General features: G+C 68.7%; 15 protein-coding genes. 5 read left to right on the top strand and 10 right to left on the bottom strand.

Going from position 1 to position 19,592, the window contains the following annotated elements; translation table 11 throughout:
* The coding region (glmS, locus tag HTZ84_RS21245; RefSeq protein ID WP_174682643.1) for a glutamine--fructose-6-phosphate transaminase (isomerizing) at window positions 1-1,323 on the bottom strand (1,323 nt) is incomplete at its 3' end.
* Between the two features lie 864 nt (window positions 1,324-2,187).
* On the opposite strand from glmS, the gene HTZ84_RS21250 reads away from it, so the two are divergent.
* Window positions 2,188-2,379, top strand: coding sequence for a DUF5786 family protein (locus tag HTZ84_RS21250; protein ID WP_008895559.1), 192 nt, complete (start codon window positions 2,188-2,190; stop codon window positions 2,377-2,379).
* A gap of 189 nt (window positions 2,380-2,568) precedes the next feature.
* Here the strand turns inward: HTZ84_RS21250 and HTZ84_RS21255 are convergent, their stop codons facing one another.
* The 4 genes from HTZ84_RS21255 to HTZ84_RS21270 all read right to left on the bottom strand — a co-directional run bounded on the left by HTZ84_RS21255 (window position 2,569) and on the right by HTZ84_RS21270 (window position 8,520).
* A complete protein-coding gene (locus tag HTZ84_RS21255; RefSeq protein WP_174682644.1) occupies window positions 2,569-3,267 on the bottom strand; it encodes a helix-turn-helix domain-containing protein in 699 nt (232 codons plus the stop codon).
* 248 nt (window positions 3,268-3,515) lie between these two features.
* A complete protein-coding gene (locus tag HTZ84_RS21260) occupies window positions 3,516-6,686 on the bottom strand; it encodes a bacterio-opsin activator domain-containing protein (RefSeq protein WP_174682645.1) in 3,171 nt (1,056 codons plus the stop codon).
* A gap of 233 nt (window positions 6,687-6,919) precedes the next feature.
* Complete coding sequence (locus tag HTZ84_RS21265; protein ID WP_174682646.1) at window positions 6,920-7,336, bottom strand: universal stress protein; 417 nt, start codon at window positions 7,334-7,336, stop codon at window positions 6,920-6,922.
* Between the two features lie 74 nt (window positions 7,337-7,410).
* Complete coding sequence (locus tag HTZ84_RS21270) at window positions 7,411-8,520, bottom strand: DUF354 domain-containing protein (RefSeq protein ID WP_174682647.1); 1,110 nt, start codon at window positions 8,518-8,520, stop codon at window positions 7,411-7,413.
* Window positions 8,521-8,957: 437 nt separating this feature from the next.
* Here HTZ84_RS21270 and HTZ84_RS21275 point away from each other — a divergent pair, with 437 nt between their 5' ends.
* Window positions 8,958-9,929, top strand: coding sequence for a glycosyltransferase (locus HTZ84_RS21275; RefSeq protein ID WP_174682648.1), 972 nt, complete (start codon window positions 8,958-8,960; stop codon window positions 9,927-9,929).
* A gap of 114 nt (window positions 9,930-10,043) precedes the next feature.
* Here HTZ84_RS21275 and HTZ84_RS21280 read toward each other — a convergent pair whose 3' ends face one another.
* The 4 genes from HTZ84_RS21280 to HTZ84_RS21295 all read right to left on the bottom strand — a co-directional run bounded on the left by HTZ84_RS21280 (window position 10,044) and on the right by HTZ84_RS21295 (window position 14,139).
* Complete coding sequence (locus tag HTZ84_RS21280; protein ID WP_174682649.1) at window positions 10,044-11,018, bottom strand: NAD-dependent epimerase/dehydratase family protein; 975 nt, start codon at window positions 11,016-11,018, stop codon at window positions 10,044-10,046.
* A complete protein-coding gene (locus HTZ84_RS21285) occupies window positions 11,015-11,956 on the bottom strand; it encodes a hypothetical protein (RefSeq protein ID WP_174682650.1) in 942 nt (313 codons plus the stop codon). Before HTZ84_RS21285 ends, HTZ84_RS21280 begins: the two co-directional genes overlap by 4 nt.
* Window positions 11,953-13,056, bottom strand: a complete 1,104-nt coding sequence (locus HTZ84_RS21290) for a Gfo/Idh/MocA family protein (RefSeq protein WP_174682651.1) — start codon at window positions 13,054-13,056, stop codon at window positions 11,953-11,955. The genes HTZ84_RS21285 and HTZ84_RS21290 overlap by 4 nt, the downstream gene beginning before the upstream one ends.
* Before the next feature lie 123 nt (window positions 13,057-13,179).
* Window positions 13,180-14,139: a polysaccharide deacetylase family protein gene (locus HTZ84_RS21295; RefSeq protein ID WP_309138894.1), complete on the bottom strand. Its 960-nt coding sequence runs from the start codon at window positions 14,137-14,139 to the stop codon at window positions 13,180-13,182.
* 295 nt (window positions 14,140-14,434) lie between these two features.
* On the opposite strand from HTZ84_RS21295, the gene HTZ84_RS21300 reads away from it, so the two are divergent.
* The 3 genes from HTZ84_RS21300 (at window position 14,435) to HTZ84_RS21310 (ending at window position 18,110) form a co-directional block, all read left to right on the top strand.
* A complete protein-coding gene (locus HTZ84_RS21300) occupies window positions 14,435-16,027 on the top strand; it encodes an alkaline phosphatase family protein (protein ID WP_174682653.1) in 1,593 nt (530 codons plus the stop codon).
* 273 nt (window positions 16,028-16,300) lie between these two features.
* A complete protein-coding gene (locus tag HTZ84_RS21305; protein WP_174682654.1) occupies window positions 16,301-17,527 on the top strand; it encodes a GNAT family N-acetyltransferase in 1,227 nt (408 codons plus the stop codon).
* 253 nt (window positions 17,528-17,780) lie between these two features.
* The gene (locus HTZ84_RS21310; RefSeq protein ID WP_174682655.1) at window positions 17,781-18,110 is read left to right on the top strand and encodes a hypothetical protein; all 330 of its coding nucleotides are present in this window, start codon (window positions 17,781-17,783) and stop codon (window positions 18,108-18,110) included.
* A 123-nt stretch (window positions 18,111-18,233) separates the two neighbouring features.
* Here HTZ84_RS21310 and HTZ84_RS21315 read toward each other — a convergent pair whose 3' ends face one another.
* The gene (locus HTZ84_RS21315; RefSeq protein ID WP_174682656.1) at window positions 18,234-19,541 is read right to left on the bottom strand and encodes a hypothetical protein; all 1,308 of its coding nucleotides are present in this window, start codon (window positions 19,539-19,541) and stop codon (window positions 18,234-18,236) included.
* Between the last annotated feature and the right edge of the window lie 51 nt (window positions 19,542-19,592).

Genomic DNA, 19,592 nt, shown 5'->3' on the forward strand with positions numbered 1-19,592 from the left:
ATCTGGCATCGCGGCCAGTTCCGGCAACAGGGTATCGAGGTCGGCCGGCGGTTCGCCGTGGCGATCGGCGGCGATGCGCTGGCCCAGCAGCGTCAGCATGACGGCCTGTGAGGAGAACGTCTTCGTCGCGGCGACGCCGATCTCGGGGCCGGCGCGGATGAACAGCGCCTCGTCGGCCTCGCGAGCGGCGGTCGAGCCGACGACGTTCGTGACCGTGACGGTCATCGCTCCCTCGGCCTCGGCGTGGCGCAGAGCGTTTAACGTGTCCGCCGTCTCGCCGCTCTGGGTGACGGCGACCACGAGCGTGTCGTCGTCGATCGGCGGCGCCGAGACGCTGTACTCGTTGGCCAGCAGGGCGGTCGACTCGACGCCGGCCTGTTTCAGCGCGAGCGAGCCGTACAGCGCGGCGTGGTAGGAGGTTCCACAGGCGATGAACTGGACGCTATCGACGTCCGCGAACGTTCCCGGCTCGAAATCTGCGAGCGCGATCCGGCCGTTCTGGGTGTCGATCCGTCCCTCCAGGGCCTGGCTGAGGGCGGTCGGCTGCTCGTGGATCTCCTTCAGCATGAAGTGGTCGTACTCGCCCTTCCCGGCCTGCTCGGGGTCCCACTCGACCGTCTCGGGTTCGCGAACGACCGGGTTTCCGTCGAGGTCGGTGAACTCGACGCCGTCGTCGTCGACGATGACGACGTCGCCGTCCTCGAGGTAGACGACGCTGTCGGTGTACTCGAGGAACGCGGGGACGTCGCTGGCGAGGAAGTACTCGCCGTCCTCCATGCCGACGACCAGCGGCGATCCCTGGCGGGCGGCGTAGAGGACGTGTTCGCCGGAGAGCATCGCCGTGACGGCGTAACTCCCCTCGAGTTCGTCGATGGCGCGGCGGAACGCCGCCTCGTTGTCCATCCCCTCGTCGAGATAGAACTGGATGAGATGGGGGATGACCTCGGTGTCGGTGTCGCTGGTGAACTCGTGGCCGTAGTCGGCCAGTTCGGACTTGAGCTCGGCGTAGTTCTCGATGATGCCGTTGTGGACGACGGCGACGTCTTTCGTCTCGTCGGTGTGCGGGTGGGCGTTCTCGTCGGTCGGCGGGCCGTGGGTACTCCACCGCGTGTGCCCGATCCCGACCGAGCCCTCCAGCGGCGTGTCGTCGATCGACTCGCGCAGCTCGTCGACCTTGCCGGAGCGCTTTTCGACGTTGATACCCGACCCGTTCTGGACGGCGATGCCGGCCGAATCGTAGCCGCGGTACTCGAGGTTCTCGAGGCCGGTCAACAGCGATTCGAAGGCGTTTCCGTCGCCGACGCGGCCGATGATTCCACACATCGACGGTCACCCCCCGTACGGTCGTCCGGGAGCGCGGCTCCCCCGGAACGCCACAGCAGTTATCGAACGGGACGTCGCAGTTGCGGAGACGGGAGATCGAACGGTCGCTCGCGATAGCGCCATCGATCGGTGCGCTTCCGGGGCGACTGTTCGAGACGGCGGGCGGTACACGGACATATTGCATCCCTTCCCAGCAGCACCCATTACTATAGACGGGCTACTAGAGGCGGTAGTTGACGGGTAACAGTCGGCCTCGGCTCCCCCTCCCCGATATCCGAATACGAGACACTCATCGATTCGACCACGTTTCGAACATGTCCGTACAATTCAAGCAGAAAAACCGACGATAATTCGTCCAAAACCGGTTTCTATGACCAGTATGTCAAACAAACAACAAGCAATTACTGCGTACGGAACCGCAACCGAACGGGCGAACCGAGACCGACGAAAACCGCACGGAACGCGCCGACGGTAGCGGCTTCGGATCACGGACTCGCGGAGACTCGCGAGAGAGCGCGATCGGTTCCCCTACTGATAGCGGGGGCCGTAAAGGAAACACTATCGAGAATGAATCGATCGACCGGGACCGCCGGCTCTCGGTGTAGCCGGTCCGTTCGCCCCGTCGATACCCGCCACGCGACGAGATCCCGCGGACTCCGCAGCGCGCAACCCGAGGCCGAAACCGACCGGCGAACACACCGGGGTTCCGGTCGAAACCGCCGGCGGGCGCGTCGCCGGCGGCGGTCCGGAAACGCGGTCGGGCGACCCGATCGCGCCGTCACGTTGGCGACCCGAAATGTGGGGATTCGCCGCGGGGACGTATCGAATCGGCACACCTTTGGCAGTCGCTGGTGAAGTGCGTGTATGGGTTTTGGTAGCTACGACGAATCCGAGCAACAGCAGCAGACGGCGGACGACGAGGACGACGTCGAAGCCGTCAACGTCCACGAAAACGATCACGACGGACAGCTGTCGTTCGAGTCCGACGCCTCGACCGACGAGCTCGTCTCGCAGCTCGGCTCGATGAAAGACGACGAGGACGAGACCGAGGAGTAAGACTCGAGGATCGGCGTCGTCACCGTCTCGCGATCGGCGGGGCGCGGCGACGAGCGGGGCCGGGTCGGCGAGCGGACCCGATTCGAAGCCGAATTTTCTCATTTCGTGCGCGTATCGCGACCGATCGGTTCGACGGGAAACCAGAATAGAATACGTAGCTGCCGGCTCGGTACGAGACGGGGCGACGGCTCAGCAGAGTTTCGACGCGCAGAGTTCGCCGATCGCGCGTCGGAGCCGCTGGGAGACCGCGGACTTCGAGACGCCGAGCCGGTCGGCCAGTTCGTCCTGGGAGATACCGCGGGGAACGTCGAAGTAGCCCTCCTCGTGGGCGACGGCCAGCAGTTCCTCCTGTTTTTCCGTCAGGGCGACGACGCAGTCGTCCTCGTCGTCGGAGAGTCGCAGGTGGTCGACCGTAACGGAGATATCGCGGTCGCGGCAGTGGTCGTTGAAGGAGACGAGATCGTCTCGGCTCGGGAACTGGAGCTGGACGCGCCAGCCGTCGCGGGAACTCGAGAGGTCTAACAGTCGGCCGCCGACTTCGGCCGTCGCCGCGATGAACGTCACCGCTCGGTCGGTGAGTTCGACCCGGTAGACGCGCCGGTCGGGGTAGCGGTCCGCGAGCACCGGATCGGCGACCGTCGGATCGAGTTCCAGCGCCGACTCGAAGTCCTCGAACGACTCGCCGGAGACGCTACAGAAGACGAGCGTCCGGCCCGTGCCGAGGGTGGTCCAGTACTCGGGTTCGACGGTGACGTCGGTCGCTCGGCGAAGGGTCGGGCGCAGGAACAGCGACGAGTGATCGAGGCGGAGTTGGGTGACGATGCCGCCGTCGGCCTGCGACCGAATTCCCGTGCGGTCGTCCTCGTATTCGGTGACGTCGATGCTCACAGGTCGATCCCTCCCGCCGGATACCGGCTGTAATTCCTCGTTACCGCGAACTCGCTCATCGACTACTGAATTCGGCCGCGAGTACATGGTGGTAGACGCTATACACGGAACCGACGCCGGCGAGACCCCCTATATCTATTCACGCGTCGTTTCCCCTGAACGTCTACCGGTGGAAGAAATAGCGCCTTACGCTCCGAGTCACCGATTTGAACCGCAGTAAGCCGCTAATACCCACACGGGTTCTGATACTACTCCTCGGCGGCGTCGGGTCGCTCGTCGAACAGCAACGCGAAGACCTTCCGCTGGGCCAGCCGCAGGTGGCGGCTGAACGTCGGCTGGGAGACGCCGAGCGAATCGGCGATCTCCTCGCCGGTGCTCTCGCGGGGCCACTCGAAGAAGCCGCCGTAGTAGGCGGTCTCGAGGGTCCGGAGCTGTCGTTCCGAGAGCCGCGTGCGGAGTTCGGCGTCGAACGCGCGGGCGGGCTGGACCGACCGGTCGCGTTCCCGGCGGGCGACCAGGTCCGCCCCCGGCTGGCGGCGCTCGATCAGGCGGACGAACGACCGGACGTCGACCGTACTCGAGAGGTCGACGACGAGGCGGGTGCGATCGTCGACCGGGACGACGGAGCGCAACACGCCGCCGTGCTCGGCGAGCGTGGTCGCGAGCGTCGACGTCGTGAGGACGAGTTCGAGCAGCGACGCGTCCGGTCGCTCGCCGACGATCCGTCCGGACTCGACGCCTGACACCGGTTCGACGGCCGCTCGGAGCGCGTCCTCGGTGACGTCGGTCGCGGTACAGAACACCGTCGAACCGGACGACGATCGCGGGACGACGGCCTCGACGTCGAGCCGGCGATCGAGTCGGTGGGCGACCGCCGACAGGGGTTCGTCGGTCCCCTGCAGGACGATCTCGAGTTCGGTGACGCGCTCGGAGAGCAGCGCTCGCTTGCGCTCGACGGCGGCGATCGCGTGGCTGGCGACCGTCGCGAGGTGGGTACAGACCGCCCGCGCGGCGTCGTCGAACGCCGCCGGCTGCTCGGCGTAGACGGTGAGGGTGCCGTAACAGAAGTCGTCGATCGCCAGCGGGACGCTCAGCGCGGATCGGAACTCGCGTTCGGCGGTCCGGCGATCCCACGCCTCGGTCGCGTCGGCGGCATCGACGGCCGCAGCGGCGGTCGGCTCGAGCGCTGTCGCTGCCCTCGCGGTCGGATGCGCCGGCCCGTCGTCGCCGTCCATCGGAACCGACAGCGACTCGATCGCGTCGCCGTTCCGGCCGGCCCAGGCGTCGGGCGTGATGCGGTCGGAGCCGGCCGAGACGTCGCCGATCCAGGCCAGATCGATCGTGCCGGGGGCCTCGTCGAACGAGAGGGAAACGAGCGCCTCGCAGAGCGAGGACTCGATCTCGCGGCGCGTCTCGCCGGCGAGCAGCGTCCGCTCGATCTCGCGGAGCCGGCGACAGCGGTCGACGACGGACTCGAGGCGCTCGAGCTCCGTCCGACACGATCGCGCCGCCGCCGCGCCCTCGAGGGCCTCGAGGGCCGTCGCGGCCGCGTCGACGACGATATCGAGCGGGAGCCGGTCGCGCTTCCCGAAGGCCATCGGCTCGGTGCTCGTCGCGAGCACTACGCCGCGGTCCCCGACCGGGACGGCGACGACCCGCTCGGCTCTGATCCCGGCGTTCGCGAGCACGGACTCGAGTTCCGAACGGTCGAAAGCGACGGCCGGTCCGCCCGCGTCGGTTCCGGTCTCCGCTTCGACCTCGACGAGACGCTCGAGCAGCTCGGTCTCGTCGGGATCGATCGGCGGCAGGTCGACCGAACCGGCGGCCGACGCCGTTTCGACCGCCGCCGGCCTGAGGCGGTCGTCCTCGCGGAGATACCACGCGGTGAGATCGGCGCCCGCACAGGTCAGCGCCGCCTCGACGGTCGCCCGCCGAACGGCGGCCGGCGAGTCGGCGGCGCGGATCGTCGCGACCGTCTCCCCGACGGTCGACAGCGCGGCCGCCGCCGAACGGCGCCTGTCGCGGACGACGCAGAGAACTCGATCGTCAGAAAGCGGGGTCACGAAGACGTCGACCGCCCGTCCGTCGAGGGCGAGCGTCCCCGAAACCGGCTCCATCCACCTGGCGACCGTCGCCGACGCCCGCTCGCGAACCGCCGCGGCGAGGTCGTCGTCGAAGAGCGCGTCCAGTTCCCGGCCGACCAGCGGCTCCGCGTCGGGCGACGCGAAGAGGCCGGCGCTGGCGAAGCGGATCGTCGATCCCTCGAGCACGACGAGTCCGTCCTCGACGGCGTCGACGACCGACTCGAGGAGGTCGAGCCGCTCGCTGTCGACGGGAGACGCCGCGGCGTCCGCCTCGCGCGCGTACACGGTGACGCCGTCCGCGCCGGGATGGACGGACACCGACAACCGGGTCTCGAGCGACGGATACGAGGTCTCGAAGGCGACGACCCGCTCCGTCGCGGTCGCCTCCTGGAGCCGTTCGGCGAACCGGCCGCGAACGGCGTCGTCGAGGAGGTCCCAGACGACGGTTCCGGGCTCGGCCGCTCCGTCGGCGTCGAACAGCCGGTCGGCGGCCGCGTTCGCGTAGCGGAGCTCCCAGGCCGGTCCGAGGGAGAACACCGGTTCGTCGAACCGGTCGAGCGCCCGTCGAGCGGGGCCGTCCGGGTCGCGGGCCAACGCGGCCTCGAGCGTACAGACGAGCCCGTCGACGTCGCGGTCGCCGAGCCGGTTGGTACAGCGCAGGTCGTAGACGTTCCAGGTCCCGTCGGCGTGGCCGATCCGGACGGTCTCGCGCTCGGTCGCCCCGAACGCGGCCGCCGCCGCGGTCTCGAGGAGGTCGGTCGCCGACTCGCGGTCCTCGGGGTGGACGAGTCGCGCCAGCGGCGTCCGCTCGAGTTCGGCCGGCGCGTACCCCATCCGCGGTTCGACCGCCGAACTGGCGCTCTCGAGGTCGCCGTCCGCGTCGACCACCCAGACGAGCGCGTCGGATCGCTCGAGCAGCGACCCGTCGCGACGGTCCGGCGCGGTCTCGAGACGGGAGCGATCGGCCAGGTTCCTGACCCGCGTCGCGACGAGCGACGGCGGATCGTCGGCTTCGACGACGTCGGTCGCGCCCGCTTCGAGAGCCGCTTCGGCGGCCGCGCCGTCGACGACGGCGACGACGGGCACCTCGCCGTTCCGGTCGCGAACGGCCGCGAGCGGCGACGGATCGGCCCCCGCCTCGAACGGACAGACGACGCAGTGGATCTCGAGTTGCGCGAGCCGCTCGACGGCTGTCGCGAGCGTCCGCTCTCTGACGATCGAGATCGACTCGAGCTGCGAGGAGAGCGCGTCCGTCGCGGCGTCGATCCGCCGCGCGTCGCCGACGACGAGCACCCGGAGGACGTCGCCGGCGACGGTCGCGGTCCCGCCGCTCATCGTCCGATCGCCTCCGCTGGCGAACGCCGGGGACGCGGCTGCGCAAAACCGACCCGGAGCGGCCGGCGGCACGGTCGATCGGCCGCCGAGCGCCCGCGACTCGTCGGAAACCGTACGGCCACGATAGCGCGGGATTCGGGATCGCGGTGGTTAATTATCGATTCCGTACCCGGAGTGTAATCCGTCATTAGCGGCGGGCCGACCGCCCGGCCCTCGCGAACGAGGCGCTACGGCTACTCTCGAACGGTGACGACCGGAACCGTCGCGTTCCGGACGACCTCCTCGGCGACGCTGCCGGTGACCAGGTGATCGAGTCCCGAGCGGCCGTGGGTCCCTATGACGATCAGATCGATCGCGTTCGTCTCAGCGACGTCGACGATCTCCTCCTGGGGGACGCCGTGACGGACGACGGTGGACGTCTCGACCCCGCGCGACTCGGCGGTCCGTTCGGCCTCCTCGACGGCCTCGTTGGCCTGCGCCTGGTGGTCCGTCCGCATCTCGTCCTGTTTATCCGTCGCCTGGGGGCCGTCTTCGGATACCGAGAGGAGGTGGAGCTTGGCTCCGAGTTGGTCGGAGAGTTCGATCGCGTGTTCGGTCGCTCGACGAGCGGCGTCGCTCCCGTCGGTCGCGAGCAGAATGTTCTGATACATCGTGTGGCTGAACAGTCAACGGACAGGCGGTTACATATCGCACTTGCCGTTGCCGGCCAAGCGTCCCGACCGCCTCAGAGCTGGGGCTGCTCGCGCCGTTTGGGCTGCAACGCGCCGCGGGTCGGCGAACTGAGCCGGTCGATAGCGCCGCGGGACAGGGCGACCTCGACGAGCAGATCGGAGAGGTTCACCAGCTCGGCGACGTACTCCCGGCGACGGCGCTCCCAGCGTTCGCTCACGCCGTCGTCCGCGAGGATCTCGAGCGAGCGGTCCCGAACCGCGGCGTAGTCGTCGAACTGCTCGGCGATGCCGGCGCGCTCGAGTTCCTGGAACTCGCCGTACTCGTGGTCGTCGGTGCCCCGGTAGCGGAACGCGGGCGTGCCCAGGAGCGCGGCCTCGTTGACCATCGTCCCCGTGTCCGCGACCAGCAGGTCGGCCTCGGCCATCGCGTCGTGGATCATGGCGGGGTGGAGGTCGTACGGCCGCGCGGGGAGTTCGCGGAGGTCCATCTCGTCGCCCTCGTCGGAGACGAAGACGGTCGCGTGCTCGCTCAGGCGCTCGATCAGATCGCGGCGCTGCTCGGGCCGGAACCCCTCGAGGTCGGTGTCGTGGAGGGCGTCGAGGGCGTTGAACCGGACGAGGACGTACGGTTCGTCCGGGCCGACGCCGAGGAACTCGCGGACGTTCGCGTCCGGCTCGAACACGTCGGGGTGGAGGTACGAACACTCGATGAACCCCTGAAAGGTGTAGTGGTCGTCGCCGAGATCGCGCCGCGTGACGGCGGGCGAGAGGATGCAGTCGGCGAAGGGCCGGGAGACGGTGTGGTTGAAATCGCCCGGCTCGTCGTCGAGGACGAGGACGACCGGCGTGCGGGTCAGCGTCCCCGCGTACGCGGCGTAGGGACCCCGACCGAAGACGACGTCCGGATCGAACCGCAGCGCCTCGCGACCGATCGTGTAGAACTGGCCGCCGAGCTCGCGGGCGAACCGCGCCGTCGAGTAGCCGTCGGTCTCGTGTTCGCCGTACACCCGATACGGCATGCCGAAGAACTCGAGTAAGTCCGTCGTACAGGCGTACTCCCGAGTCAACACGAGCACGTCGTGTCCCGCGTCCTCGAGGCGGTCGACGGCGTGTCGGTACAGATGGACGTGTGCGGGCGTATTGGCAAAGACGAGGATCCGCATCGATAGAGCGTAGCCCGGAGCGACGTTTTGTAATAGGACGGCTACGTCGATCGGGCCGACGAGAGCGGCGATCGTCGCCGTCGCGAGCCTCGGCGCGCGCTGTTCTCGGCGAAACGCGACTCGCGGAGTGTGGAATACCGGGAAGGGGTGTGACGAGCGCGCGGAATCAGCGGTCGACTACCGATTCGGCGTCGATCCCGGCTCCGCCCAACGGACGGGTTCTGGCGGGGTGAACGGACGATTCTGAGCCGCGACAGCGCCGTGGAAAATATATAAGAGTAGGTGAATATAACCCGAGCGCTAGCGATCGTTTCGTCGTCGGGGACGGAAGTCTCAGTCCGATCATCGGAGGTATACGGCGATTGATCGAGCCCGCAACGCGGCTGACCGCTCTATAACAAAACGCCGCCGACCGGTAGACTCGGGGAGAGTCGGCAATGGACGTCCTCACCCTCACGGCGAACGCCGACGCACCGTTTATGAACCAGCAGATGACGGCGCTCGAGGAGCGCGGCGTCTCCTTTACGACGCTGCCGGTCGCCGGGGAGGTCGCCGCCGACGTCGATCGCAGTCCGATCGACTACCTCCGGACCGTCCCCGACGTGATCCGCGAGGCGGGCAACGGCTACGACCTGATCCACGCCCACTACGGGCTGACGGCGCCGATGGCCCTCGCGCAGCTGCGGACGCCGGTGGTGCTGTCGCTGTGGGGATCGGACGTGCACGGCCCGGTCAAACCGGTCAGCAGCGTCTGCGCGCCGCTGTGCGACGAGGTCGTCGTCATGTCCCGGGAGATGCGCGAGGAACTCGGCCGCGACTGTCGGATCATCCCCGACGGCGTCGATCTGGATCGGTTCCGGCCGGAGCCCCGAGAACGGGCCCGCGAGAAGGTGGGGTGGGACGACGTCGGCGACGCCTACCAGGTGCTGTTTCCCTACCCGCCCGAACGCGGGGTCAAGAACTACCCGCGGGCGAAGCGGATCGTCAAGGCGGCCGACGACCTGCTCGAGCGGCCGGTCGAACTCCGGACCGTCTACGGCGTCGACCACGACGCGGTCCCCGACTACATGAACGCCGCCGACGCGCTCCTGTTGACCTCCGACAGCGAGGGATCGCCGAACTCCGTCAAGGAGGCGCTGGCCTGCAACCTCCCCGTGGTCGCCCTCGACGTCGGCGACGTCCGGGAACGGCTGGCCGGCGTCGACCCCTCCCGCGTCGCGACCGACGACGCCGACCTGGTCGAGGGGCTGGTGGACGTCCTGCGACGCGAGGAGCGCTCGAACGGCCGCGAGGCCGCCCGCGAGGTGAGCATCGAACGGACCGCCGAACGGATGCTCGACGTCTACGAGACGGTCGCCGGCGAGCCGGTGACGACCCGACCCGCTCGAGAGGCGCCGGAACTCGAGTGAATCGCCGCTCCGAGGACGTACAACGGACTCGAATTTCCGCCAGAAGACGCGATCGAAAACCTTCCGTCGCCGCCGTCACTCGCCGATAGCTGCCGGCTTCTCCGTTCGGCGCGCCTACGCTTCCGTCCGGTACCACTCGAGGGTCTCCGGCAGGTGGTCCTCGATCGGCCGGTACTCGTAGCCCAGTTCGGCCTCGGCCTTCCGCGAGGTGTAGAAGAGCCGCTCGGTCGCCAGCCGGGCCATCTGGCGGTCGAAGGGGAACATCCGCACGTCGGCGACGGCGCTGGCCGCCTCGGCGACCGGGCCGGCGGCGTGGATCGCCGTCGCGGGCACCTGGATCCGGGCCGGAGAGCCGTCAGCCGCGTTGGCGATCCGCGAAACGGCCTGCCGGTAGGTGAGGTTCTCGCCCCCGAGGATGTAGTGGTCGCCGCTGGCGCCCCGCTCGGCGGCCAACAGGAGGCCGTCGACGACGTCCGAGACGCCGACGATGCTCAGTCCGCCCGGGAGGTAAGCGGGCATCGTCGGCTCGAGGCCCATCGAGAGCAACTGGACGGTGAACTCCTCGTCGCCGGGACCGAAGATCGACGTCGGGTGGACGGTGACGGCGTCGCCGCCGTCGGCGGCGTAGTCGTCGACCAGCCGCTCGGCCGCCGCCTTCGACTCCTGGTAGGCGCCGATCGGTTCGGTGACGTCGGTCTCGTCGGCGAACGCCGCGTCGCCGTCGGGCCGGCGGGTCCCGGACGTGCTCGTGAAGACGAGTCGCCCGCAGTCGGCGTCCCGGCAGGCCGCGAGGACGTTCTCGGTGCCGTCGGCGTTGACCCGATAGACGGTCTCGGGGCCGGCGGTCCAGAGCCCGATTCCGGCCAGATGGAAGACGACGTCGGCGCCGTCGACGAGTTCGTGCAGCGTCGGAACGTCGAAGAGGTCGCCGACGTACCAGTCGATATCGGCGTCCGCGAGGTCGCCCCGGTCCGACGAGGGGCGGCTCAGGCCGCGAACGTCCCAGCCGTCAGCGAGCAGCCGCTCGCAGAGGTGGGAGCCGAGAAAGCCCGTCGCGCCGGTGACGGCGGCGGTCTTGCCGCCCGTCATCGCTGCTCGAGCTGTGGCGGAACGGCGTCGCCGGCCACTGCGGCGTACAGTCGGTAAGCGGTCGTGACGGCGGGGTGGGTGTCGTCCCGCGGCGGCAGTCCGCCCTCGGGCAAGCGGCGTCTGAGCGCCGCGAGATCGACCTCGGCGTCGGGATCGTCCGCGGCGCTCTCGAGGGAGATCGACGGCTCGTCGTCGCCGTGTATCCGCCGAAGCACGGGATCTTCCTCGATCGGTCGCTCGAGCAGCGACGAGCCGATCGCGTCGACCTGCGCCGTCGGCCCCGCGAACAGCGCGTCGGCCGCGACGGGATCGCCGCTGTAAACGGTCGTCGCGTCCAGCACGGAGAGGGCCGGTTCGACGGCCTGCGTCGCCGCGACGGCGGTGGGATCGGCGTCGGCGACGCTGCTCACGAGCCGACCGAGCGCGCGGCTGCCGCCGGCGACGGGGCCGGCTTCGGTCGGCCGCAGCGTGGGCACGACGACGACGGTGCTCTCGACGAGCCGGTCGGGGACCGACACCGACACCTGCTCGTCGCCGACGGCGACGACCGTGTTGCGCCGGCCGCCGTCCGCGAGGTCGACGAGGTCGACGTCGAACCGCTCGGCGACGGCCGGATAGTCCAGGTAGGCGGCGGTTCGATCGAACGCGATCCGCTCGTCGCTCGCGCCCGCGATGGCGACGTCGGCGTCGGTCCAGGTCTCGAGCCGTCCGGCGATCGAGCCGACGACCGCGGGGTCGGTGACCATCCCCGACGACGGGTGGTACGGGTAGTGGGCGTCGGGGACGAGCGTGATCCGATCGCCCGCCGTCAGCGAGCTCACGTAGGGCTCGAGAACCGCGCGGACCGGCGACTCGAGGGTCGCCAGCCGGCGGTCGACGTCGGGCGTCCAGCCGCCGCGTCGGTCGGGATCGTCGACGCCGGTCACGTGGACGCTCACGGCATCACCTCCGGCGTCTCGATGTCGGCGTCGTCGCTCTCGGCGGCCAGTTCGTAAGCCGCCTCGGCGAGTTCCAGCGTCCGCCGGCCGTCGGCGCCGTCGACCGGCGGCCGCTCGTCGTTACGGACGGCCTCGCAGAAGTCTTCCAGCGCGTCGTAGTGGGCCTGCAGGTAGAAGGCGGGGCCGAAGACGTCGGGCTCGTCGCCGGTGAACCGGCTCGCGACGTTCGACAGCGCGGACTTGGCCGCGCCCGCGTAGAAGTTGTCCCGGAGGTGGTCCCGGTTGCTGACCGTCCCCGTCACGCCCTCGAGGCGCAACCGGGTGTTGACCTCGGGGAGTTGCTCCCACTGGTAGGTACCGCAGTGGAGCGTGATCGTCGTCTCCGTCTCCGGCGCCCGGAGGAGGACGGTGGCGGCGTCCTCGGCGGGAATGTCGAGGGTTCGCCCCATCGTCGCGTCCCGGACCTCGAGGTCGCCGAACAGCCACTCGAGGAGGTCGAAACAGTGGACGCCGAGTTCGACCAGCGAGCCGCCGCCGGCGGCGTCGGGATCCATCGGCCACTCCGGCGGGGCCTCGTCGGCCGGCGGCTTCCCCAGTGGGTGATCGTTGAGCCGCGTGATCGAGGCGTAGGGCACGTGGCCGACGCTGCCCTCGTCGTACTCGTCTTTCACGCCGACCATGTCGGGCTGGTAGCGCAGCGTGTGGTCGACGCCGACGGCGATCCCCGCCTCCCGGGCCGTCTCGAGCATCCGGTCGGCCTCCTCGGTCGACCGCGCCAGCGGTTTCTCGACGAAGACGTCGACGCCCTCCTCGGCGGCGCGTTCGACCGCGTCGGCGTGGAGAAACGGCGGGAGCGCGACGACCGCCGCGTCGAGGTCCTCGTGTTCGAGCAGCGTCGTGTAGTCGTCGTACGTCCGCGCTACGCCGGCGCGATCGGCCCGGTCGCGGTTTTCCGGGACCGCGTCGGCGGCCGCGACGACCTCCACGCCGGGCATCGAAAGCGCCGACTTCAGGTGAACCATGCCGATGTTCCCGACGCCGAGCACGCCGAGTTCGAACGCGCTCGAGTCGGTCCATCGACGCAGAACTGTCGGTGGCATCTGCCCGAAAACGGGCCGGGAGCGGGCTTTGTTATCGTCGGCATACCTACGGTCCGAGGCCGGTAGCAGTCCCCTTCTCGCGACGCCCTCGCGGCGGTACCGCGACGGATCGATCGGTGTCGGTCAGTTCGAACGCACCGTCGCCTGGCCGTCGACGCCGCCGGCGGCACCGTCGATTCCGGTACCGCGCGATCGCTGGATCCGGCGTGCGACGTCGCCCATCGTTTCGACGGTGAGGTCGGTCTCCGAACGGCGCCGCTCGAGGTGCGAGAGGATCGACCGCATCCGCTGGTCGTCCCGCTCGCTCGTGAGGTTGTTCGGGTGGAGCCACATGTGGAAGACGCCGTCCGATCGAACCGCCTCGTCGATCCCGCGGCGGGCCAGTTCGAGCATGGGATCCGTCCAGATCGACTCCGCGACGGTCCGAGCCGGTCCCTCGAAGCCGAAGAGGAACAGCGAGGCCGGCACGTTGACCAGCCCGTGCTCGTCGGTTCGGGGGGTGGTCACCAGCGACTGATCGCGGACCGTCGAGTCGAAGACGCCGCGGACGCCGTCCCGGGTCGGCGACCGACCGCGGTACGCCGAGACGCCGTACTCGGCCAGCACGTCCCGGTGGCCCACGTCGTTGCGCGGGTAGACGAACGAGTCGATCGACTCGCCCCACTCGGCGGCGATTTCGGTGGCTCGATCGAGCTCCGCGGCGGCGAGTTCCCGGTCCGTCTTCGGATCCCCGAAGAGGACGTGCGAGAAGGTGTGACTGGCGAGTTCGTGGTCGGCGTCGGCCTCGAGAACGCCCTCGACGAGGTCGGGGCCGAACCGGAGGTCCTCCCGGTCGGCCCACGCGCCGCGTTCGCGGTCGAACCAGCCCGGCGGCGCGGGATGGTCCGCGTGGACGCCGTCGCAGGACTCGAGCATGAGGTGACCGACGACGGCCCACGTCGCCGGAACGTCGAACTCGTCTAGCAACTCGAGCATCACCGACCAGCCGCGACGGCCGGACTCGACGCGCTTGGCCGGCGGCTCCGGGAGATCGTGGAAGCCCCAGCCGAGTTCGGCGTCGAGGGAGACGACGACGCTACCCACGGCACCCACCACCAGCGGCCACTTGGATGCGTCTCATATACGATTCCTGATGAACGAACCGTTTTGTTATGGATCACCTGTACGGGCGACGAGGGGACATAACGGTGCGTGTATGGTGCAAGTACACAAGAGACACACGAGAAACTGGCGCCGAACGCGACGTCGGGAATTCGACAGCGAACCGACCGTATCAGCCGAGTATCGGCCCGAATACGGGTGAAATCTCCCCATAACAAAGCACTGATCCCGTCATTCCCAGGACAGCAGGCGTCTTCGACGTCACACCTATCCAATCATGAGCAGGTCTTCCCCGACAGCCGAGCGCGCATTCGTGCTCGGGTTCGACGGCGTACCGTGGCGACTGATCGATCAATGGAGCGAGGAGGGCGAGCTCCCGAACTTCGCTCGGATGCGCGAGGAGGGCGCCGCCGGAACCCTCGAGAGCACCCAGCCCGCGACGACGCCGCTGGCGTGGCCGTCGATCGCGACCGGCGTCTGGCCGGACAAACACGGCGTCTACGGCTTTCAGAACCTCTCGTCGGACTACACCCACGAGATGTACACCAGCCACGATATCGCGCAGCCGACCCTCTGGGAGCAGGTCGCGCCGGCCCACGTCGGCAACGTTCCGATGACGTACCCGGCCCAGGCGATCGACGGCACCATGGTCACCGGGATGATGACGCCCTCGACCGAGAAGCGGTACGCGCACCCGTCCGACCTCCAGGACGAGATCGAGGCGCGGATCCCCGACTACGAGATCAGCCTCGACTACCCCGACTACGCCGACCGCCTCGACGAGTTCGAGGTCGCCGTCGACGAGATGCTCGAGAAGCGCCGCGAGCTGATGAACCTCCAGATGGCGGAGGCCGGCGACGACTGGCGGCTGTTCTTCTTCGTCTTCACCGCGCCCGATCGCTTCCAGCACCTCATCTGGGACATGGACCGGCTGCTGGCCCACTACAAGAAACTCGACGAGGTACTCGGCGAAGTGATGGCGTACACCGACGACCACGACGCCGACCTCTACGTCGTCTCCGACCACGGGTTCGGGCCGATCGAGGAACTGGTCTACGTTAACACCATCTTGGAGCAGGACGGCTACCTCTTCGAACAGGAGGACGAGGGAACCCGCGGCGCGCTCGCGAGCCTGGGGATCTCTCGAGACCGCATCACCGACGCGCTCAACCGGGTCGGGATCTCCGAGGAGAAGATCGTCTCGACGCTGCCCCGGTCGCTCGTCGACACGGTCGCCGAACAGATCCCGGGCGATCACGCGCTCTACGACGTCGACTACGACCGGACCGTCGCGTTCGTCCACGGCGCGGGCTGTCTGTACGTCAACGACACCGAGCGCTTCGAGAAGGGCGTCGTCGACCCGAATCAGATCCCCGCGCTGAAGACCGAACTGACCGATCTGCTCGAGTCCACCACCGACGACGACGGCGAGCAGATGCTGCGGGTGCTCGACGGCGACGAACTGTTCCCGACCGACGACGAGGCGCCCGACCTGATCGTCATCGGGAAGGGCACTTACGAGGCGCGCAACGCGCTCACCGACTCGGTGACCGGCGACACCGGCACCTACGACGCCAGTCACCGCAAGGAGGGGATCGTCCTCTGTCGCGGCCCCTCGATCGACGCCGGCGCGGAGCTGCGGGGCGCTCGCGTCGTCGACATCGCGCCGACCCTGCTCCACGGGATCGGCGAGCCCGTCCCGAAAAACGCCGACGGCCGCGTCCTCTTCGACGCCTTCGACGAGGACGCGATCCCCGCGTCGACGAAAGTCGAGCGGACCGGCGTCTCGAAGGAGGACCGCGACGGCGACGTCGACGACGACTTCGACGACGTCGAGGACCGGCTGAAGGGCCTCGGCTATATGGAGTGAGCGGCTCGACTCGAGACGGCGTCGCGATCGGTCGTCGGAGTCGGAGTCGGACGCTCGCTCGCGGCATCGTGACCGATGAAATGCGCCACGTTTTGATCGGAGCCTTCGGCACACTGTCGGGTAAACGAACACAGTCTCGTAACTGACACCGGCCAACGCTCGTTACCGACGGCCTGTAGCGTATTCAGGCTCAATCTCTTTTGGTCCGTCTCTTGAAATAGCAGTATCGAGCGCGTCGGGACGGCGACCGTCACCGGCGCGTCGGTTCCGTCTATGAAAGATCTGACATCGAAGCCTTCGACGTCGTCGTGTCGGGTTCGCCCCTTCGAGCCGAGCGATCGGGCGCCGCTGCTGGGGCTGTACGAGCAGGTGTTCGGCCGGGAACGAAGCGTCGACTGGTTTCGCTGGAAGTTCGAGGACAATCCCTACGCCGACCACGTGCCGATCGTCGTCGCCGAACGGGACGGCGATATCGTCGGCTGTCGGGCGTTTTTCGCCCAGGAACTGCGCATCGACGGGACCGAACGGATCGCGTTCCAGCCCTGCGATACGATGGTCCACCCGGACCACCGCAACGAGGGGCTGTTCAGCCGCATGAACGAGTACGCCCTCGAGCGGTACGCCGGCGCCGACGGGCCGCCGGCCTGTTGTTTCAACTTCCCGAACGAGAACTCCAAACCGGGGAACCTCAAACACGGCTGGCGGGAGATCGGGACCGTCCCGGTCTACTACCGGCCCCAGGACCCCATCGGAAGCGTCAGGGCGTTGACCGACGGCGAGGACGGCCGCGACGAGAGCGGCGGCTTCGATCGCAGCGCGCGCGGCGAGGAGTGGGTCGTCACCGACGAGTTCGGGCCGGGCGTCGACCGCGATCTGCCCGGCGGCCGCGAGCCGTCCGCGGACGCCGAGACGAGCGTCGCGGACGCGCTCGCCGACGTGGTCGCCAGTTCCCAGCAGGCCGGCGACCGTCTGGTCACCGACGCCGACGGCGAGTTCGACGTCGTCCGGTTCGAGACGCCGCCCCCGGACGTCCTCGAGTCGATCTACCGACGATCGATTCCGCCGGGGATCCACACGAACCGGACCGCCGAATTCTACCGGTGGCGGTGTTCGAATCCGGCCCACACCTACGCGGCGTACGTCGCGATGCGGGACGGCGGGACGCCCGTCGCCGCGCTGATCTGCTCGGACGTCGACGAACACCTGCGGATCGTCGAGACCCTGCCGCGGGAGATCGAGGCCGAGGCGACGGCGATCGACCGCCTGCTGGCGGCGGTCCTCGCGGACCGGTCTGACAACCACTACGTCACCGCCTTCGGGGAGACGCTGCCGTCGCCGATCCAGTACCGGTTCTACCCCGACACGCGCTTCCCGCTGTCGACGCTGATTCGACCGAGCGCGCGGACGCTCCTCGCTCGGGACTTCGGCGGCGCCCGCGCGATCGAGGAGACGGCGGTGGACGACTGGACGCTCTCGCGACTCGATCTGGATACCTCCTGACCGGTCGCCCGTCGACGCGGGCAGACGCGAACAACGCTACCGAGCGCATCCCACGGTAGCCTCGCGACCGCACGATTCGGAACCGTGATACGCCGTCCCGTACCGCGGTTTTCCGGCCGTTCGTATTCGTGTGATCCCGAACGAAATCTCGGTAGTTCGGTGCCCAACCGGGTATCCGTCCGACTGTATTTCTCGAAAAGCTACCATTCATTCGACAAGAAAGCTTATACCGTGAAGGTCGGGTTATCGAAGTATGGCACGTGACACTCCGGTACAGGACAAAGCTGCCAGCACAGAAGCGGAACCACTCCCGAACCTCGTGACCGTCGTCGGTCGGGGCGTCCCCTCGAGTTTCGAGATCACCGTCGACGGTGAGATCGAGATGGACGCGGCCGACCCCGTCGAGGAAGCGACGGTCGTCTCCGGGAGCGTCGCGGAGGGAACGATCGACGTCGGCGTCCAGCGGTTCCGGTTCGACGGGCAAGTGACCAACGTCCACGTCGTCGACTGGAACGGGAACGCGGTGCCCGAATCGTCGAGCGTTCCGGACGTCCACGTCGATTACGGCGTTCCCCAGCGGTAATTCGCCGAACCCGGGTAGGGGTGCGGTTTCTGCAGTCGTCGATACGATCGCCCAGCGGTCGCTGCGGCGCGAGTTAGCACTCAGCGATGAGGAGCGGGGGCGCGCTCGGAAAACGAAGATCCGCTAGCGGCCGCGCCGAACGCGGCGCAGGCCGGACTTCGCGGTCGCCCAGGCGGGGTAGACGGCGTTGTAGACGCTGGCCGGAGCGTTTCGGGCGCCCGCGCGGAGGAGCCGATGGGACAGCGGCGGTTCGGATTCGGAGACGAGTTCGTCGAGATCGACCTCGTCGAGCCACGCGAAGAAGGCCGCCTCGGCCGGCGAGGAGGGGTCCGTCTCGCGCGTACGCTCGCGGATGTCTTCCCACATGTACTTCTCGTCCTGCCCGAGCACCCACCGCCCCTCCTCTAAGGCGGTCCGGATCTCGCGGTAGTCCTCGTCGTCGAACGGGTAGCCGTGGTCGGTCGGCTCGAGCCCCGAGAGCCGCAGGCCGACGGCCGTCCGGTAACACTTCTCGCACTCGCCGCAGTTGCCGTCCATCCGGTCGTTGCAGGTCTGCAACTGGAGGTTCGGCTCCTCCTCGCGGACGTAGTCGGCGATCGCGTCGACCCGCTCCTGGCGGGTCAGCTCGTAGCCGTCGTGGTGACACTGCGTCCCCGCCCACCGGACGTGGTCGTCGATGTCGGGACGCGACCCCCACTCGAGGTCGATCCCCTCCCAGTGGGTCGCGGCGACGTAGAGGTCCTCCATGCCCCGCGCGTAGGCCATCGGGGCGCAGAGCCCGAGCAGGCCCAGCCCGTGGCCGACGGAGCTGTACCAGGCACCGTCGACGTAGCGCTTGTAGTGGGCCAACAGCATCGGGTGGTCGAGGAAGGAGAGCATGTTCGACTCGACGAAGGCCGTCTCGAGGCCGTGCTCGTCGGCGAAGCCGGTGACGCGCTCGCGGAGCGCGTCCCACTTCTCGTCGTCGGCGGCGTCGGGCGTGATCGTCCAGCCGCGGATGCTGACCAGCGTCGGCGCCTCCTCGCGGTGGCGGACGTACGAACACGTCGAGTCGACGCCGCCGGTGAAGAGCAGGCCGCTCTCGCCGCCGGCCCGCGGGTCGGCGGCGATCGTCTCCTTGGCGTAGAGGGTCCCGCCCTCGAGGAAGTCGTGCATCTCGCGGAGCGACGCCTCGACGTCCCGCAGCGCCGCGGCGAAGGTGGCGTCGACCTCGTCGACGTAGACGTCCGCCCCGTTGGCCCACGCCACGGGACAGACCTGCGCGAGGACGGGGATCGCGAGCACCCCCTCCGGGACGTCCGCGATCGGGACGTCGTACTCGGTTCGGAACGATTCGGTGGTGAAGAACCGCTCGAGGTCGCCGGACGTTCGAACGTCCGCCTCGAGGGTCGTACCGTCGGCCTGAACGTGATCGATGACGATGGATGACATAGGTATCGAAGTCGGATCGGCGGCCACTGCGCGCACTGTTCGTGTCGGTTC

This window comes from Haloterrigena gelatinilytica, assembly GCF_013342145.1.
GTDB lineage: Archaea > Halobacteriota > Halobacteria > Halobacteriales > Natrialbaceae > Haloterrigena > Haloterrigena gelatinilytica.

Coding starts and splice junctions, on each gene's coding strand:
- HTZ84_RS21250 (WP_008895559.1), top strand. CDS start 2,188: ATGGGTTTTGGTAGCTACGACGAATCCGAGCAACAGCAGCAGACGGCG.
- HTZ84_RS21260 (WP_174682645.1), bottom strand. CDS start 6,686: ATGAGCGGCGGGACCGCGACCGTCGCCGGCGACGTCCTCCGGGTGCTC.
- HTZ84_RS21265 (WP_174682646.1), bottom strand. CDS start 7,336: ATGTATCAGAACATTCTGCTCGCGACCGACGGGAGCGACGCCGCTCGT.
- HTZ84_RS21270 (WP_174682647.1), bottom strand. CDS start 8,520: ATGCGGATCCTCGTCTTTGCCAATACGCCCGCACACGTCCATCTGTAC.
- HTZ84_RS21275 (WP_174682648.1), top strand. CDS start 8,958: ATGGACGTCCTCACCCTCACGGCGAACGCCGACGCACCGTTTATGAAC.
- HTZ84_RS21280 (WP_174682649.1), bottom strand. CDS start 11,018: ATGACGGGCGGCAAGACCGCCGCCGTCACCGGCGCGACGGGCTTTCTC.
- HTZ84_RS21290 (WP_174682651.1), bottom strand. CDS start 13,056: ATGCCACCGACAGTTCTGCGTCGATGGACCGACTCGAGCGCGTTCGAA.
- HTZ84_RS21300 (WP_174682653.1), top strand. CDS start 14,435: ATGAGCAGGTCTTCCCCGACAGCCGAGCGCGCATTCGTGCTCGGGTTC.
- HTZ84_RS21305 (WP_174682654.1), top strand. CDS start 16,301: ATGAAAGATCTGACATCGAAGCCTTCGACGTCGTCGTGTCGGGTTCGC.
- HTZ84_RS21310 (WP_174682655.1), top strand. CDS start 17,781: ATGGCACGTGACACTCCGGTACAGGACAAAGCTGCCAGCACAGAAGCG.
- HTZ84_RS21315 (WP_174682656.1), bottom strand. CDS start 19,541: ATGTCATCCATCGTCATCGATCACGTTCAGGCCGACGGTACGACCCTC.